The organism is Propionivibrio sp. (assembly GCF_041441355.1).
GTDB lineage: Bacteria > Pseudomonadota > Gammaproteobacteria > Burkholderiales > Rhodocyclaceae > Propionivibrio.
In genome coordinates this window covers 1-15,959 of record NZ_JASDTF010000005.1, presented here as the reverse complement: position 1 = coordinate 15,959, position 15,959 = coordinate 1, and the positions used below count along the sequence as shown (strand labels likewise).

Here is a 15,959-nt window from a genome sequence, read left to right as displayed (position 1 = left end):
GCGCAGGCGGCGGCCGCGAGCGGATTCCCGCGGACCTTGAACGACGCCCTCGGGCGGCGCGTACGCCTGGCGGAAGCGCCGCAACGCATCGTCGCGGTCTTCCCGAGCAACGTCGAGATTGCCTTCGCCCTCGGGCTCGAAGCGCGCATCGCCGCGGTTGGCGGGCGCGTCTTCTGGCCGCCCGAGGCGCGGGACAAGCCTTCGGTGGGCGGTCCGCTGGGCTATTCGGCCGAGGCCGTCGCCGCCCTGGCGCCGGACCTGATTGTGGTGACGCCTTCGCATCGCAGCGCACTGGGGCTGATCGAACCTTTTGCCCGCATCGGCGTTCCGGTGCTGGTGCTGCATCATCCCGACCTGCCCTCGATCTTGCGCAACATCCTCCTGCTCGGTCAGGCCGCCGCCTGCGAGACGAGGGCGCAGGCGGTGGTCGATGGCATGCGCGACGAACTTGCGGCCGTGGCGGCGCAGGTCGCCGGCCGGCCGCGGCCGCGCGTCTATCTGGAAACGGCAGCCGCGGCACGCGGCGTCTACCAGACCGTCGGTCGCGGACACTACGCCCACGATGCCTTGGCCTGGGCCGGCGGGGAAAACGCCTTCGCCGACCTGGCCGGCGCAGCGCAGGTCAGCGGCGAGGCGATTTTTGCGCGCGACCCGGACCTCATCATTTCGCTGCAGAAACGCCCGGGCGATTCCATCGAGATCGCGTGCCGTCCCGGTTGGGCCAGCTTGCGCGCGGTGCGCGCCGGGCGCGTCGCGGTTTTGCCGCGCGCCCACAAGCTGATTCCCGGGCCGCGCCAGATCGAAGCGGTGCGGGCCTACGCCCGGGCCATCCATCCGGAGGTTTTCGATGTCTGAACGCGTTTCGTCGGGCGTTGCGCTGGGCGTGCTCCTCGCGGTGCTGATTCTAGTCGTGGGATTGGCCCTGGCCTGCGGTGCGGCCTTGGTTCTCCCGAGCGCCTGGGACGGGGAGACGGCCGCCGCCGCCCTGGTCTGGGTCTGGCGCGCCCCGCGGGTGGCCGCCGCCGCGGTCGTCGGCGCCTGTTTGGCACTTTCCGGACTGCTGTGCCAAGGGGTTTTCCGCAATCCGCTGGCTGAACCTTACCTCTTGGGCAGTGCCGCCGGCGCGGGCCTCGGTGCGGCTTTCGTTTTTCTTTTGCCCGAAGCTTTGCCGCCAGCCCTCGGCCTGCCGGCACTGGCCTTCATCGGCGCGCTTGCCAGCAGCGCCCTGGTGCTGGCGGTCGGCGGGCTGCGCGGGCCGCCTGCGCGCCTGCTCCTCGCGGGCGTGGCGCTGGCGGCGATCCTGTCGGCCTTGCGCAGTCTGCTCCTGATGCTCTTCGGCGACGAATCGACCAACCTGCGCGCGCTCGTCTCCTGGCAGTTGGGCGGAATCCAGACGCCGACCTGGGGCGAATGGTGGGGGCTGTTCCTGTTCGCGCTGGCTCTCCTCGTCGCGACGCTGCGTCTGGCGCCCGGACTCGATGCTCTGGGCCTGGGCGAGGAGGTTGCGCACAGCATGGGCTACCGCTTGCGCCCTCTGGTGTTCTCGACCCTCGGCGTCGCGGCGTTGGCGACGGCTTGCGCCGTGGCCTGGGGCGGGTTGATCGGTTTCGTCGGGCTGGTGGTGCCCCACGTCGCGCGCTGGTGGGTGGGGCCGCTGCACGCCCGCCTGGCGCCGGTGGTCGCGCTGGGGGGCGCGGTGCTGATGGTCGGCGTCGATGCCGTGGCGCGCAGCGCGCTGGCGCCGAGCGAGATCCCCGTCGGGCTGCTGACCGCCTTGCTCGGTGGCCCGTTCTTTCTTTTTCTCCTGCTGCGGGGGGCGCGATGAAAGCGAGCGCTTTCGCGGCACAATGCTTCGGTATCCGCGTTGCCGTCGAGGGCGGGTGCCGCCTGCTCGACGACGTTTCCTTCGCCATTCCCGAATGCGGAGTGCATGGCTTGATCGGCCCCAACGGGGCGGGCAAATCCACGGCTTTGCGGGCCCTGCTCGGGGTCATGCCCTTGTCCGGCGGGCGCATCGAAATCGGCGCCCGTCCCCTCGCCGGGTGGGCGCCGCGGGCTCTGGCCGCCCACCTCGGTTATCTGCCGCAGCAGCCCGTCTGCCATTGGGACCTGACGGTGCGCGAGATGCTCGATCTGCGCGTCGATCCTGAGGTTCCCGCCGTTGCCGGCCTCTTTGCCCGCTGCCGCATCCGGAGTTTGCTCGAGCGGCGCTTTTCCACGCTTTCCGGCGGTGAGCAGGCGCGCGTTTCGCTCGCGCGGACCTTGGCGCACGCGCCGCGTCTGCTCCTTGCCGACGAACCGGCGGCGCACCTCGACCTGGCGCAGCAGCACGACATGTTGCGCCTGCTGCGGGAAACGGCGGTGAGCTGTGCGGTGCTGGTGGTCCTGCATGATCTGCACCTGGCGGCGCGCTATTGCGACAGCGTCAGTGTGCTTGCCGGCGGGCGTTGCGTGGCTACGGGCGCGCCCGCCGAAGTGTTGCGCGAGGACGTGCTGCGGCCGGCCTTCGCGGCACCGGTGCGGGTCTTGCGCGTCGACGGTACGGCGTATTTCTCGCTGCCATGAGTGCCGCCGGCCTGCGCCGTGCGCTGGCGACGCTGCGCTGGCCGGCGCTGTGCGCCGCGCTGGCGACGCACGCCGGCTTGTTCTTCCTGTTGCACGCCGCCGGGACGGGGGCGCCGCGCCCGACCGAGGCCGTGCCGCTGGCGGTTGAATTGTGGCCCGGCGGCGCTATGGCCGGCCCTGGTGCTTTGGCGCTGACCGCAGCGGCGCCTGCAAAAACACCGCCGGCACGGCCTGCCGCCTCGCGCCCCCAGCCGCGCGCTCAGCCGAATGCGGCAAGCGCAGCGGCCGAGCCGGCGAGCATTGCGAACACGTCGCTCGATCACGCTGCGGAATGGCCCTTGAGCGGAGCAACGGCCTCTCCCGGGGCGCAGGCCGTCCAGTCCTCCTCAGGTATGCAGGATGGGGCCGGTGGCGCGGCGGATGGGCACGTTGGCGGTGCGGCGGTGGCGGCGCGTTACGATGCCGCCTACCTGCGTAACCCGCCGCCCGAGTATCCGCCAGTGGCGCGACGTCGCGGCGAGGCTGGAACGGTGCTGCTGTCGGTGTGGGTCGAAGCCGACGGGCGCGCGGGCGAGGTGAGCGTGCGCCAGGGGTCGGGCAGCACGCGCCTGGATCGCGCCGCGCTCGAGGCCGTGCGTCGCTGGCGTTTTGTTCCAGCCAAAAACGGCGGCGTGGCACTGGCCAGCCGCATCGAGGTGCCGATCGTCTTCCGGCTCGAGGATTGAGCTTTCAGTACGCCGTTGGCGTCGGGCCGGCGGCGTCGGCGTCTTCCGGCCAGCGGTTCTCGAACAGCACCCGGTCGAGCGGCAGGCGTTTTCCCCAACCGGCGTCTTCGAACATCGGGCGCGGGTAGAAAGCCGGGACGCGGCCGATGCACAGGATGCCCAAGGGGCGGGCGCCCTCGGGCAAGGCGAGCAGGGCGGCGAGTTGCTCGGGGGCGAAGAACGAGACCCAGCCGAGGCCAATGCCTTCGGCGCGCGCGGCGAGCCACATGTTCTGAATCGCGCAGCCGACCGAGGCGACGTCCATCTCGGGCAGCAGGCGGCGGCCGACGAGGTGTTTCTCGCGCCCCGGCATCAGCGTCACGACCAAAAGCTCGGCGCATTCGCGGATGCCTTCGATCTTCACCCCGAGAAATTCTTCCTTGCGCGAGGGCAGGGCTTCGGCGGTGGCCAGGCGTTCGGCCTCGACCAGGGCATGCATCTGCTCGCGCAGCCCGGCATCGGTGATGCGCAGGAAGCGCCAGGGCTGCATGTAGCCGACCGAGGGCGCGAGGTGGGCGGCTTCGACCAGGCGCTCGAGCAGGCCCTCGGGCAGCGGCTCGGCCTCGGCGGCGGGGACGAAGTGGCGCATGTCGCGGCGTTCGCGCAGGGTCCGCCAGAGGGCGGCGATCTCGGCGTCGCTGTAGCGGGGATCGGGCGTGCTCGTGCTCATGGGGCGTCCTTCACAGGAACAGGCGGGCGGTCGCCTGTGGGTTGGAGGGAAAATAGAGGTGCAGGTAGCTGGCGGTGAGGCGGGCGCGGCGATAGACGGCTTCGCCCGCGCGTCCGGCCGGATGCGTGGACATGCACAGCGGCGCGAGCGGGGTTTCGCTGCGCGAGTAGTGGAAGGTGTGGCCGCGCAGGCGGCCTTCGGGCAGCTCGACCTCCTGCAGGCCGAGGCCGGCGAGGCGCTTTTGCATCACCACCTGGCCGGGCAGCAGGCCGGCGAGCGCGTGTTCGCGGCCTTCGCCGTCGATCAGCGTCTCGAACAGGCTCATCAGCCCGCCGCATTCGGCGAGCAGCGGCCGGTGGGCGTCGACGTGGGCCTTGAGCGCGGCCCACAACGGCCGTTGAGCGGCCAGGCGCTCGGCGTGCAGTTCGGGGTAGCCGCCGGGCAGCCACACGGCGTCGCAGGGCGGCAGGGCATCGCCGGCGAGCGGCGAGAAGAAGGCGAGGGTGGCGCCAAGCTGGCGCAGGCAGTCCTCGTTGGCCGGGTAGCGGAAGCAGTAGGCGGCGTCGCGCGCCACCGCGATGGTGCGCCCGCGCAGCAGCGGTTCGACGGCGGCGGGCGCGGGCGCGGAGAAGTCGACGGGCGGCGGCAGGTGCGCCGCGGCGGTCGGCGCCAGCAGGTCGGCCATGCGCTCGATGCGCTGCACGAGGTCGTCGATCTCGGCGGCGGGCAGCAGGCCCAGGTGGCGCTCGGGCAGCGCGGCGTCGGCCGAGCGCGGCAGGTGGCCGTACCAGGCGATGCCCGCGGGCAGGCTGGCGGCGAGCATTTCGGCGTGGCGCGCGCTGCCGACGCGGTTGGCGAGCACCGCAGTGAGCGGCGTTCCGGGGCGGTAGTGCTTGAGGCCGTGGGCGATGGCGCCGAAGGTGCCGGCCATCGCGCCGCCGTCGATCACCGCCAGGATGGACAACCCCAGGCGAATGGCGAGGTCGGCGGCCGTCGGCTCGCCGTCGTAGAGGCCCATCACGCCTTCGACGAGGATCAGGTCGGCGTCGGCCGCGGCTTCGGCGAGGCGGCGGCGGGCGTCGTCCTCGCCGCACATCCAGAGGTCGAGGTTGTAGCAGGGGGCGCCGCTGGCGATGGCGTGGATCTGCGGGTCGAGAAAATCGGGGCCGCACTTGAACACGCGCACGCGCCGGCCGAGGCGGGTGTGCAGGCGGGCAAGCGCGGCGACGATGGTGGTCTTGCCCTGGCCGGAGGCCGGGGCGGCGACGAGCAGGGCGGGGCAGCGCTGAGCCTGGGCCATGGCGCTCACCACTCCAGTCCGGGCATCGCCGGCACGCCGGCCTGGAAGGCATGCTTGACCATGGCCATCTCGGTGACTGTGTCGGCGGTTTCGATCAGCGCCGCCGGCGCGGCGCGGCCGGTGACGATCACATGCTGCGGGCGCGGGCGGGCGGCGAAGGCGGCGAGCACGGCGGGCAGATCGAGCCAGCCATACTTGAAGGCGTAGGTCATTTCGTCGAGGACCACGAGGTCGGTCGCCGGGTCGGCCAGATGGGTCGCGGCGATGGCCCACGCAGCCTGGGCCGCCGCGGCGTCGCGCGCGGCGTCCTGGGTCTCCCAGGTGAAGCCTTCGCCGGAGACGTGCCAGGCGAGGCGCCCGGGTTCGCGTTCGGCAAAGGTGCGGAAGAAGGCTTCTTCGCCGGTGTCGGTGCGGCCTTTGACGAACTGCACCACGGCGACGCGCTGGCCGTGCCCGAGCGCGCGCGCGACGACGCCGAAGGCGGCCGAGGACTTGCCCTTGCCGTTGCCGGTGTTGACCAGCAGTACGCCGCGCGCGTCCTGTGCGGCGGCAATGCGCGCATCGATCACGGCTTTCTTGCGGACCATGCGGGCGGTGTGGCGGGCGTCTTGGTCGGGGCTGGTCATCGTGGGCCTTTCTTCGGAGCGGGGCCGGCGTGAGGCGGTGTTGAGCTTACTTCGGCACGAAGCTGACGTGGCCGCCGCTTTCGAGGGCGTGCAGCGGATAGTCGTAGAGTTGCGACAGGCGTTCGGCGGTGAGCCGTTCGGCGACCGGGCCGAAGTCGCAATGGCCGTCGCCGTCGACGAGCAGGGCCAGGTCGCAGTAGCGGCGGGCCAGCGCCGGGTCGTGCAGGACCATGACCACGCCGGCGCCGCGCCGCACGGCGGCGGCGAAGAGGTCGAGCACGGCGATCTGGTGTTTGAGGTCGAGGTGCGCGAGCGGCTCGTCAAGCAGCATCAGCGGGGCGTCCTGCGCGAGCAGGGTGGCGACGGCGAGGCGCTGGCGTTCGCCGCCGGAGAGGCTTTGCACGTCGCGCTGCTCGAGCGCTGCGAGGTCGACCGCGGCGAGCGCGGCGCGCACGATGCGCGCGTCCGCCTCGCCCTCCCAGCCCCAGCGTTCGAGGTGCGGGTGGCGGCCGACGAGGGCGGTTTCGAGCACCGTCGCACTGAAAGCGTCGACGCGCGTCTGCGGCAGCCAGCCGCGCAGGCGCGCGCTTTGCCGGGCGCCGAGCTGGGCGTAGGTCTGGCCGGCGAGCTCGATCTGTCCGGCCTGCGCTGGACGCAAGCCGGCAAGGGTCGAGAGCAGCGTCGATTTGCCGGCGCCGTTGCGCCCGACGATGGCCAGCGACTGGCCGCGGTGCAGTTCGAAATCGAGCTTGCGGCAGAAGCTGCGCCCGCCGATGCCCACGTGCAGGCCCCGCACCGCGAGCAGGGGTGCGGTCTGCAGGCTGGCTGGAAGGCCGTTCACGCGCGCTCTCCGGGGCGGGTGCGCCCGTCGCGGGCGAGCAGGAAGAGAAAGACCGGGACGCCGATCAGCGCGGTGAGCACGCCGACCGGCAATTGCTGCGGCGCGACGACGCTGCGTGCCAGGGTGTCGGCGACCGAAAGCAGGCTGCCGCCGGCGAGCGCGGCGGCGGGCAGCAGCAGGCGCTGGTCGTTGCCGAGCGCGAGGCGGACGAGGTGCGGCACGATCAGGCCGATGAAGCCGACCGAGCCGCTCTGGGTGACCGCCGCGGCGGTGGCCAGCGAGGCGCCGAGATAGACGCCGGCGCGCAGGCGGCCGACTTCGACACCGAGCGACTGGGCGAGGTCGGCGCCGCGGGTGAGCAGGTTGAGTTCGCGCGCGAAGGGCAGCGCGAGGGCGAGAACGAGAGCCAGCGCAGCGAGTGCAAAGCGCGGGTCGCCGGCCTGGGCGAGGTCGCCCATCAGCCAGAAGATCATGCCGCGCAGCTTGTGGTCGGGCGCGATCGAGAGCAACAGGGCGACGAGCGCGCCGCAGCCGGCGGCGACGATGACGCCGGTGAGCAAGAGGCGGGTCTGCGTCCAGGAGCCGTCGCCGTGCGCCAGGCCGAAGACGACGAACATCGCGGCCAGGGCGCCGACGAAGGCCGCGCCGTGGATGCCGACGCTGGCGAAACCGAAGAGGATGGCGCAGAGGGCGCCGACGCTGGCGCCGCCGCTGATGCCGAGCACGTACGGGTCGGCGAGCGGGTTGCGCAAAAGAACTTGCAGGAGGGCGCCGGCCAGGGCGAGCAGCCCGCCGCAGGCGAAACCGGCGAGCGCGCGCGGCAGGCGCAGGTTGAGGATGATGTCGGTGTGCGTCCCGGCATCGCCGCCGGAGAGCGCGGCGAAGACCGAGGATAAGGGCACTGCCACGCTGCCCACCGCGAGCGCCAGCGCCAGGCTCAGGATCGCCAGCCCGACGAGGGCGGCGAGGATGAGCAGGGCGCGGCGGCGGGTGGGCATGGGGCTGAGGGCTTACTTCGGCTGGTAGCGGATGCCGACGAAGACGGTACGGCCCGGCGTCTCGTAGTCGCGCTTGAGCTCGTAGTCCTTGTCGAACAGGTTGCCGACGCGGGCGAAGAGCGAGAGGTCTTTCTCCAGCCGGTAGTCGGCGCGCAGATTGACGGTGGCGTAGCCGCCGAGCTCCTGCGTGTTGGCCGCGTCGTTGTAGCGCATGCCCGAGGCGATCACGTCGCCGCCCCAGGTCAGGCGCCCGTAGACGTGGTCGAAGCCGAGCGAGCCGTGCTGACGGGCGCGGTGCGTCAGGAAATTGCCGGTTTCGCGGTCCTTCGGATTCTGCAGGTCGAGGCTGGCGCGCAGCGTGAGGTTGCCGATGCGGTGCTTGCCGCTGAGCGTACCGCCTTCGAGACGAGCCTTGCCGATGTTGTACGGCAGCCAGTCGCCCCACATGTTGTTGGGATCGACGGGCGCCCAGGCGATCAGGTTGTCGACGTCGTTGCGGTAGAGCGTGAATGCGACGCTGGTCGAGGCCGTCTCGTAGTTCAGGCCGATTTCACGGTTGCGCGATTCCTCGGGTTGAAGGTTGGGGTTGCCGGCGCCGGGCCAGTAGAGGTCGTTGAAGGTCGGCGCCTTGAAGCCCGTCGAAGCGGCCGCGCGGGCACGCCAGGCGTCGCTGATCTGGTAACCGTAGGCCAGGCCGCCGGTGTTCTTGTGTCCGAACTGCGAGTCGTCGTCGCTGCGCAGGTTGGCCTGCAGGCGGTGGTTGCCGAAGGAGCCGTTCCAGCCGGCCAGCAACGAGTTGGTCGTGCGCGAGTCCTCGGTGTACTTCTTGTTCGAGTCGACCGACTGGCGCAGCGATTCGGCGGCGAGGAGCAGCGAACCGACCGGCAGGCGGATGTCGTTCTGCCAGACGAATTGGTCCTGATTGGTGCGGTAATCGTCGCGCGCCTTCGGACTGCTGTGGTTTTTGCTGTCATCGACGCTGCGCCCGAGGCGCACTAAGCTCGTCCAGTCGGTAGTGATGCGGTTCTTGCTGTAAACCGCGTAGCTTTCGGTCGTGGACGTGCTGCGGTAGTTGTAGTCCGGGTTGGCGGGGGCGGGCCAGGGGGCGGTGCTGTCGTATTCGTTTTTGTTGCGGCTGTAGAAGGTCTGGACGCCGAGTTCGTGGCCCGGCGCGACGTCGAACGAGAGCTTGGCCGAAGCGTTGAGGTTTTCGTAACCGTCCTTGTCCTTGTTGTACGCCGCGCTCTTCGGGTTGCTGTTGACGTTGAACCCGTCGCTGTCGGTGCCACCGACGCGCAGGCTGTAGCGCCAGGCGCCGCTTTGGCCGCTGAGGCCGGCGTTGGCCTCGGTCGTACCGTAGGTGCCGTAGCCGATGTCGCCGTAGACGCGGGCCGGGCCTTCACTGCGCTTGGTGAAAACCTGGATGACGCCGCCGATGGCGTCCGAGCCGTAGAGCGCCGAAGCCGAGCCCTTGAGGATTTCGACGCGTTCGATCTGTGCCAGCGGGATGTTCTCGATCGACGCCGTGCCGAGCGTCGCCGAGCCAACGCGCTGGCCGTCGATCAGCACCAGGGTGTGGCCGGCGTTGGCGCCGCGCAGGTAGACGCTGGTCGCCGAGCCGCGGCCGCCAGCGTTCGAGAATTCGACGCCGCCGGTCTGGGTCAGCAGTTCGCCCAGGGTTTGCAGCGGGCCGGCTTTTTCGATGTCGTCACGGGTGATGACTGCGACGTCGTTGAGCAGTTCGTTGGCGCGCACCGGCTGGCGGGTGGCGGTGACGACGACCGCTTCGCCCTGGGGTTCCGTTTGGGCGGCAGCGGGGAACGCCGCGAGCAGCGCGAGGGCGCCGGCGGCGAGGGTGTGGCGAGGATGCATGTGCGGGACTCTCCCTTTGGCCGGTGTGCGTCCCCGCACCTCGGCCGCGTTGATAAACCGGAAGCGCCGGAAGGAGAGTGGTTTCGGTCTCGATGGACGTGACATTTCGTGACCGCCTCCCCGCGGCACTTCCATTGTGGTGTGCCAAGGCCGGTATCCGGGCTCGCGAGTCTTGATCCGCCGCCTTCCCAGGTGAAACACCCAGTGGCATGAGGGCGGACCCACACTCGCTTACCGTTGCGGGGGCAGCGCAGGTCTTGCGCCGGAGGGCGCGCACCTGCTTCCCGTTTAACCGCGACGGGGTCGTAAACCCCGTGGTTGCGGCACCTTGGTACGGTGTTCCGCCCGAAGCCGGGCGGAACGGTCAATTGTACCTCGGGAGGTCGGGGTGCGTAAAACAGACAGCATCCTCGGCATACCAAAAAATAATGGTTTAAGGTCTTGTTTGAAACGGATTTTTGTCGTACTTTTGCGCCGCTTTTTTACAACCTGGAGTAAGAGCGAATCGCGGGCGCCGGCCGAGCCGAACACGCGCCTTTTTTTGACCTTTTGATCAACCTACCGACATGCTTCTCTGGTCCATCGCAATCTACCTACTCATTTCCATCGGTATCGGCCTGTACGCCGCGACCCGCGTACATAACGCCAAGGACTTCGCCATCGCCGGACGAAGTCTGCCGTTTCCCGTGGTGATGGCCACCGTTTTTGCCACCTGGTTCGGGGCGGAGGCGGTTTTCGGCGTGTCGGCGACCTTCGTCAAGGACGGCCTCGGCGGTGTCGTTGCCGATCCCTTCGGCGCCAGCCTGTGCCTGATCATCGCGGGCATCTTCTACGGCTCGAAACTCTACAAGCTCAACGTCCTGACCCTCGGCGACTTCTTCCGCATGCGCTACAACCGCACGGTCGAAGTGCTGACCACGCTGTGCATTGTGGTCTCCTACCTCGGCTGGGTTTCGGCGCAGATCAAGGCGTTGGGCCTCGTGTTCAGCGTCGTGACCGACGGCATGATCTCGCAGGAAATGGGCATGGTCATCGGCGCCGCCATCGTGCTGACCTACACTGTCTTCGGCGGCATGTTCTCGGTCGCCATCCTCGACTTCGTGCAGATGGGCGTGGTCATGGGCGGCCTGCTCTACATCGCCAGCGTCGTCTCGGGCATGACCGGCGGCGTCGATGTCGTCGTGAATCACGCGGCCGATGCCGGCAAGCTCGAGTTCTTCCCGACCGACGGTCTCTCGGCCTGGCTGACCTTCATCGGCGCCTGGGTGACGATGATGCTCGGCTCGATCCCGCAGCAGGACGTCTTCCAGCGCGTGACTTCGGCCAAGTCGGCCAAGATCGCGATCTGGGCCTCGGTGGCCGGCGGCTCGATCTACTTCGTCTTCTGCTTCGTGCCGATGTTCATCGCCTACTCGGCGACGCTGATCGACCCGGAGACCTTCAACGGCCTGATCGAGACCGACAGCCAGCTGGTGCTGCCGACGCTCGTCCTGCAGCACACCCCGGTGTTCGCGCAGACGATCTTCTTCGGCGCGGTGCTCTCGGCGATCATGAGTTGCTCGTCGGCGACCCTGCTCGCGCCCTCGGTGGCCTTCGCCGAGAACGTGGTGCGCAACTACTACCCGAACATCAGCGACCGCGCCTTCCTGCGCATGATGCGTCTGTGCATCGTCGGCTTCACCGGCATGGTGCTGGTGTTCGCGCTCAACACCGAGCACTCGATCTTCAAGATGGTCGAAAACGCCTACAAGATCACGCTCGCCGGTGCCTTCGTGCCGCTGTTCTTCGGCGCGTTCTGGAAGCGGGCGACGACGCAGGGCGCGCTCTTCGCCATCTTCGGCGGCTTGTCCTCGTGGCTGGCGATCGAGTTCTTCGTCGGCGAGGCGAGCCTCGTGCCGCCGCAGCTGATCGGCCTCGGCGTCAGCATCATCAGCATGGTCGCCGGCTCGCTGCTACCGCAGCGCATCGGCCTGCGTCAGCCCGACGTGGCGCTGGCGACGCACTGACCCGGCCACGGCCGCGGCACCTGCCGCGGCCGTGGATTCGAGCGCGCGGCTTTCGCTGCCTCCCGTTCTGCCGCGGCGGGCGTCCGGGCGCTAGAATGGTGCGTCTTTGCCCGTGCCCGACCGATGTCCGCTCACGCTCCTTCCGCTGCGCCCGTGCGTCCGCACGCCGTCCAGACCCGCTTGCCGGGCTATCTGGCGCTGGCGTACGCGGCTCTGGTCGTCTATGCCAGCCTGCATCCGTTTACCGGCTGGCGCGATCCGGTCCTGCCGCCGTGGGTCTTTCTCGACGCCGCCTGGCCGCGCTACTGGACCGGGTTCGACCTGGCGATCAATGCCCTGGCCTACGTGCCGCTCGGCTTTTTCGCCGCGCTCGCCCTGCGCGGGCTGCTTCCGGCTTGGCTGGCCGCGTGCTGCGGTGCGCTCAGCGCGGCGGCGCTCAGTTTCGCCCTTGAGTGCGCGCAATCGTGGCTGCCGACGCGCGTGCCGTCCAACCTCGATCTGGCAAGCAACGCCCTGGGCGGCGCGCTCGGCGCCTTCCTCACCCTCTGGTTCGGCGCCCGCGTGCTGCTGCGGGCCGCACGCGCCCAGCGCGAGTTGCTCGCGCCGTTGCCGCACGTTGACCTCGGGCTGGTCCTGATCGGCCTGTGGCTGCTGACCCTGCTTTCGCCCGAGATCTTCCTCTTCTCCGGCGGCGACCTGCGCCAGCTGCTGCCGATCCCGCCCGTGCTCAGTTACCGGCCGCCGTCCTTCGCGGCGATGGAGACGGTGATCGTCGCCTGCCATACCCTGGCGATCGGCCTCATCGTGCGCGCCCTGCTTGGCGGACAGCGCTCGCCCTTTCTCGTGCTGCCCGTGTTTTTCCTGCTCGCGCTGGCGATCCGCACGCTGGCCGCGGTGGTTTTGGTCAATCCCGCCGCCGCCTTCAGCTGGCTGACCCCGGGCACGCTGCTCGGGCTGGGGGCCGGCAGCGGCGCCCTGGCGCTGACGCTGTGGCTGCCCGGGCCCTGGCGCATCGCGCTCGCCGCGCTGGCGCTGATGGCCGGGACGGTGCTGGTCAACCTCACGCCTTACAATCCTTATTCGGTCGCGGCGCTGGCGGTCTGGCGCCAGGGGCACTTCCTCAACTTCAACGGCCTGACCCGGCTGACCGCCAGCCTGTGGCCCTTTCTCGCCCTGCCCGGGCTGATCCTGCTGGCGCGGCGGGCTTGAAGCCCCGTCTGGAATTCCGCCGCGCGGTCGCGGTCTGACCGCGATGGGGAGGGCGATCCTTCCGACATTCCCTTTTTGGAGCACGGCGCACGATGAGTTATTTCAAACACCACGTTTTCTTCTGTTGCAACCAGCGCGCCGAGGGCGAAGGCTGTTGCAACAACCTCGGCGCGACGGCGGCGCAGACTTACGCCAAGGACCGCATCGGCCAACTCGGGCTCAAGGGCAAGGGCAACATCCGCATCAACAAGGCCGGCTGTCTCGACCGCTGCGACGACGGCCCGGTGCTCGTCGTCTACCCCGACGAAACCTGGTACACCTACGTCGATCACGACGACATCGAGGAAATCATCCAGGAACACCTGATCCACGGGCGCGTCGTCGAGCGCCTGAAGCTCTGAGGATTTCATGCGCATCGAGGAACATACCGTCCGCTTTGCCGGCGAGGCCGGCGACATCGAAACCATCGTCGAGGACCCGGGCACGCCGCGCGGCATTGCGCTCGTCTGCCACCCGCACCCGCTGTTCGGCGGCGCCAACACCAACAAGGTAGCGCAGACGCTGGCGCGGACCTTCACCCGCCTGGGCTATGTTGCCCTGCGCCCCAATTTCCGCGGCGTCGGCGGCAGCGCCGGAACGCACGCCGACGGGCGCGGCGAGGCTGTGGACATGCTCGCCGTGCTCGATGCGGCGCGGCAGACCTACGGCGACCTGCCGGTGGTGCTCGCCGGCTTCTCCTTCGGCGCCTACGTGCAGACCCGCGTCGCCCAGGCGCTGGCCGCTGCCGGACAGCCGGCGCAACGGCTGGTGCTGGTTGGTACGGCCGCCGGCTTCGTCGAGGGCGCGCGCCAGTACGACGTCCAGGCCGTCGCTGCCGATACCATTGTCATCCATGGCGCGGTCGACACCACCGTACCGCTGGCCAACGTTCTCGCCTGGGCCGAGCCGCTCGACCTGCCGGTGGTCGTGGTTCCGGGCGCCGACCATTTCTTCCACCGTCGCCTGCACGTCATCCGCGACATCGTGACGCGCGCCTGGCGGCATTGATCGAAGGGGGCAGCATGAGCACCCGTAACGTCCGCATCCTCGCTTTTGCCGGCAGTTCGCGCGCCGGCTCGTATAACGTCCGCCTGCTGGCGCATGCGGTCGAGTTGTTGCGCGCCCGCGGCGCCGACGTCGACGTGCTCGACCTCGGCGCGCTCGATCTGCCGCTCTACTACGCCGACGACGAAGCCGCGCACGGTGCACCCGCCGGCGTGCAGCGCCTGCGCGAGGCGATGCGCGCGAACGATGCCCTGCTCATCGCCTCGCCCGAGTACAACTGTTTTTTCACCCCGCTGCTCAAGAACGCCATCGACTGGGCGAGCCGTCCCGATCCCGGCCAGCCTTCGCCTTTCGCCGGCAAGTTCGCGGCCCTGCTCGCCGCATCGCCGGGCGCGCTCGGCGGGGTGCGCGGCCTGCCCGCGCTGCGCATCCTGCTCAGCAACCTCGGAGTGCTGGTGCTGCCCGGCCAGTTGGCGGTGCCGCTGGCGCACGAAGCCTTTGCCGACGACGGCAGCCTGCGCGACGCGCGCCTGGAGAAAACCCTGGGTGAGGTCGTTGGGGCCTTGCTGACCGCTTTCAAGCCCGCCTGAAGCGGTTTTCGGTGGCACGCACGTCCCGTGCGTAGCGGGCGCGCTTGACCGCGCTTCGCTGCCTCGGCGAGAATGACGTTTCCATTCGCCTCGACGGAACGGAACACGGTGAAATTCCGTGGCGGGCCCGCCGCTGTATCCGGGGACGAAGGCAGCTTGGCCGTAAGGCCAGCCACTGACGGGGACCACCCCGCCGGGAAGGCGCTGCACTTCGGCTGATCCGGGAGCCAGAAGACGTGTCGGGGTGAAGCGGAGCTTTGGCAAGGGCTCCGGCTGAACGCATGCTTGCGCGTGCGCTCAGCCGGAGCCCTTTTCTATTGGTCTTTCCCGAGGAGAGGAAACATGTCGCAAAACCAGCAAGCCACCGTCGCGCAAACCCCCGTCCAAAACGCCGCCCGTCCCGTGGCGCCGACCATCGCCAGCCGCAAGAGCTGCAATCCCGATGGCATCGGCCTGTCGCACTACGTGCTGATGGACAAGAAGGTCGCCAAGTAAGGCCCTGAACGCCCCGCGGCGCGCGTCGCCGCGGGCGGTTCTTCTTTTCGAATTTCATTCGCCGCTCCGCCCGAGGCGCCTGCGTTTGCCGGCGTTCGCGCGCCCTTGCGCGCACCGTTCCGGAGCGGCCGAGCCCAAGGATTTGTCATGACCTCCACCGTACTTGAACCGGCCGCTTGCGGCCTCACCTGCGTCGACATCGGTCACTCCACCTACACTGCCCTGACCGACCCCAAGACCGCCTTCTGGGCCCTCGTCGACAAGACCCGCGTCGCCGATGAACTCGCCGGCGGCGAATTGCTCACGCGCTACCGCGCCCAGGCCGACGAGTTTGCGCGCGAGTTGCACGCGCTGCGTTTCGAACTCACGCCGTCGGGCGTCTATCTCAACCCCACCGAGCGCTGCAACCTCAACTGCACCTATTGTTACCTGCCCAGCCAGCAGCGCAGCGAGGGCAAGCACATGTCGACCGAGACGCTGCTCGCGTCGCTCGAAACGTTGAAAACCTACTTCCGTTCGGTGATGCCCGAGGGGCGCAAACCGCGCGCCATCTTCCACGGTGCCGAGCCGCTGATGAATCAGGCAACGGTGTTCGCGGCGATCGACGCCTTCGGCGACGACTTCGCCTTCGGCGTGCAGACCAACGGCACCCTGCTCGACGATGCGGCGGTCGACTTCCTCACCTCGCGCAACGTCAGTATCGGCCTCTCGCTGGACGGCCCGCTCTCCGCCGTGACCGACGCTACGCGCCTGACCTGGGGCGGCAAGAGCGTGCACAACAAGGTGCTCCTGGCGATGGAAAAGCTGCGCGGCTACGGCTCGTGGAGCGTGATCACCACCTGCACCACCGAGAATCTGCCCTACCTCAGCCAGACGGTCGACCTGTTCCACGCCTTCGAGGTGCCGACCTGCATGCTCAACACGCTGCGCTGCACGCTGCCCGGGGCGCGTGGCGTCAAGCCGGCCGACGCCGACATGG

The 15,959-nt window shown here is 69.5% G+C and carries 17 protein-coding genes and 2 riboswitches; of the genes, 11 read left to right on the top strand and 6 right to left on the bottom strand.

Annotated elements, in window-relative coordinates; genetic code table 11:
• The first annotated feature begins 36 nt into the window (after window positions 1-36).
• Genes QMB55_RS01885 through QMB55_RS01870 form a run of 4 tightly spaced genes read left to right on the top strand, consistent with a single transcriptional unit; the run spans window position 37 to window position 3,290 of the window.
• A complete protein-coding gene (locus QMB55_RS01885) occupies window positions 37-855 on the top strand; it encodes an ABC transporter substrate-binding protein (protein ID WP_497586967.1) in 819 nt (272 codons plus the stop codon).
• Window positions 848-1,825, top strand: coding sequence for a FecCD family ABC transporter permease (locus QMB55_RS01880; protein ID WP_497586966.1), 978 nt, complete (start codon window positions 848-850; stop codon window positions 1,823-1,825). The genes QMB55_RS01885 and QMB55_RS01880 overlap by 8 nt, the downstream gene beginning before the upstream one ends.
• Window positions 1,822-2,565 (top strand): ABC transporter ATP-binding protein, encoded by a 744-nt coding sequence (locus QMB55_RS01875; protein ID WP_497586965.1) that lies wholly within the window; start codon window positions 1,822-1,824, stop codon window positions 2,563-2,565. The genes QMB55_RS01880 and QMB55_RS01875 overlap by 4 nt, the downstream gene beginning before the upstream one ends.
• Window positions 2,562-3,290, top strand: a complete 729-nt coding sequence (locus tag QMB55_RS01870) for an energy transducer TonB (protein WP_497586964.1) — start codon at window positions 2,562-2,564, stop codon at window positions 3,288-3,290. Before QMB55_RS01875 ends, QMB55_RS01870 begins: the two co-directional genes overlap by 4 nt.
• A 4-nt stretch (window positions 3,291-3,294) precedes the next feature.
• Here the strand turns inward: QMB55_RS01870 and bluB are convergent, their stop codons facing one another.
• Genes bluB through QMB55_RS01840 form a run of 6 tightly spaced genes read right to left on the bottom strand, consistent with a single transcriptional unit; the run spans window position 3,295 to window position 9,636 of the window.
• A complete protein-coding gene (gene bluB / locus QMB55_RS01865) occupies window positions 3,295-3,999 on the bottom strand; it encodes a 5,6-dimethylbenzimidazole synthase (RefSeq protein ID WP_497586963.1) in 705 nt (234 codons plus the stop codon).
• Between the two features lie 10 nt (window positions 4,000-4,009).
• Complete coding sequence (locus QMB55_RS01860) at window positions 4,010-5,299, bottom strand: cobyrinic acid a,c-diamide synthase CobB (RefSeq protein WP_497586962.1); 1,290 nt, start codon at window positions 5,297-5,299, stop codon at window positions 4,010-4,012.
• 5 nt (window positions 5,300-5,304) lie between these two features.
• A complete protein-coding gene (cobO, locus tag QMB55_RS01855; RefSeq protein WP_497586961.1) occupies window positions 5,305-5,925 on the bottom strand; it encodes a cob(I)yrinic acid a,c-diamide adenosyltransferase in 621 nt (206 codons plus the stop codon).
• Window positions 5,926-5,971: 46 nt separating this feature from the next.
• Window positions 5,972-6,766, bottom strand: a complete 795-nt coding sequence (locus QMB55_RS01850) for an ABC transporter ATP-binding protein (protein ID WP_497586960.1) — start codon at window positions 6,764-6,766, stop codon at window positions 5,972-5,974.
• Window positions 6,763-7,764: a FecCD family ABC transporter permease gene (locus QMB55_RS01845; RefSeq protein WP_497586959.1), complete on the bottom strand. Its 1,002-nt coding sequence runs from the start codon at window positions 7,762-7,764 to the stop codon at window positions 6,763-6,765. Before QMB55_RS01845 ends, QMB55_RS01850 begins: the two co-directional genes overlap by 4 nt.
• Window positions 7,765-7,776: 12 nt before the next feature.
• Window positions 7,777-9,636 carry a TonB-dependent receptor domain-containing protein gene (locus QMB55_RS01840; protein WP_497586958.1) on the bottom strand — a complete coding sequence of 620 codons (1,860 nt, stop codon included), beginning with the start codon at window positions 9,634-9,636 and terminating at the stop codon, window positions 7,777-7,779.
• Window positions 9,637-9,767: 131 nt separating this feature from the next.
• Window positions 9,768-9,977: riboswitch (cobalamin riboswitch) on the bottom strand.
• Between the two features lie 225 nt (window positions 9,978-10,202).
• On the opposite strand from QMB55_RS01840, the gene QMB55_RS01835 reads away from it, so the two are divergent.
• The 7 genes from QMB55_RS01835 to cbpB all read left to right on the top strand — a co-directional run.
• On the top strand, window positions 10,203-11,642 hold the full coding sequence (locus tag QMB55_RS01835) for a high affinity choline transporter 1 (protein ID WP_497586957.1): 1,440 nt from the start codon (window positions 10,203-10,205) through the stop codon (window positions 11,640-11,642).
• Window positions 11,643-11,765: 123 nt separating this feature from the next.
• The gene (locus tag QMB55_RS01830; RefSeq protein ID WP_497586956.1) at window positions 11,766-12,851 is read left to right on the top strand and encodes a VanZ family protein; all 1,086 of its coding nucleotides are present in this window, start codon (window positions 11,766-11,768) and stop codon (window positions 12,849-12,851) included.
• A gap of 92 nt (window positions 12,852-12,943) precedes the next feature.
• A complete protein-coding gene (locus QMB55_RS01825) occupies window positions 12,944-13,252 on the top strand; it encodes a (2Fe-2S) ferredoxin domain-containing protein (protein ID WP_497586955.1) in 309 nt (102 codons plus the stop codon).
• A 7-nt stretch (window positions 13,253-13,259) separates the two neighbouring features.
• Window positions 13,260-13,898, top strand: coding sequence for an alpha/beta hydrolase (locus tag QMB55_RS01820; RefSeq protein WP_497586954.1), 639 nt, complete (start codon window positions 13,260-13,262; stop codon window positions 13,896-13,898).
• 14 nt (window positions 13,899-13,912) lie between these two features.
• Window positions 13,913-14,485, top strand: a complete 573-nt coding sequence (locus tag QMB55_RS01815; RefSeq protein ID WP_497586953.1) for an NADPH-dependent FMN reductase — start codon at window positions 13,913-13,915, stop codon at window positions 14,483-14,485.
• Window positions 14,486-14,559: 74 nt separating this feature from the next.
• Window positions 14,560-14,743, top strand: a riboswitch (cobalamin riboswitch).
• A gap of 84 nt (window positions 14,744-14,827) precedes the next feature.
• On the top strand, window positions 14,828-14,980 hold the full coding sequence (gene cbpA, locus QMB55_RS01810; protein WP_497586952.1) for a modified peptide precursor CbpA: 153 nt from the start codon (window positions 14,828-14,830) through the stop codon (window positions 14,978-14,980).
• Between the two features lie 147 nt (window positions 14,981-15,127).
• The coding region (gene cbpB, locus QMB55_RS01805; protein ID WP_497586951.1) for a peptide-modifying radical SAM enzyme CbpB at window positions 15,128-15,959 on the top strand (832 nt) is incomplete at its 3' end.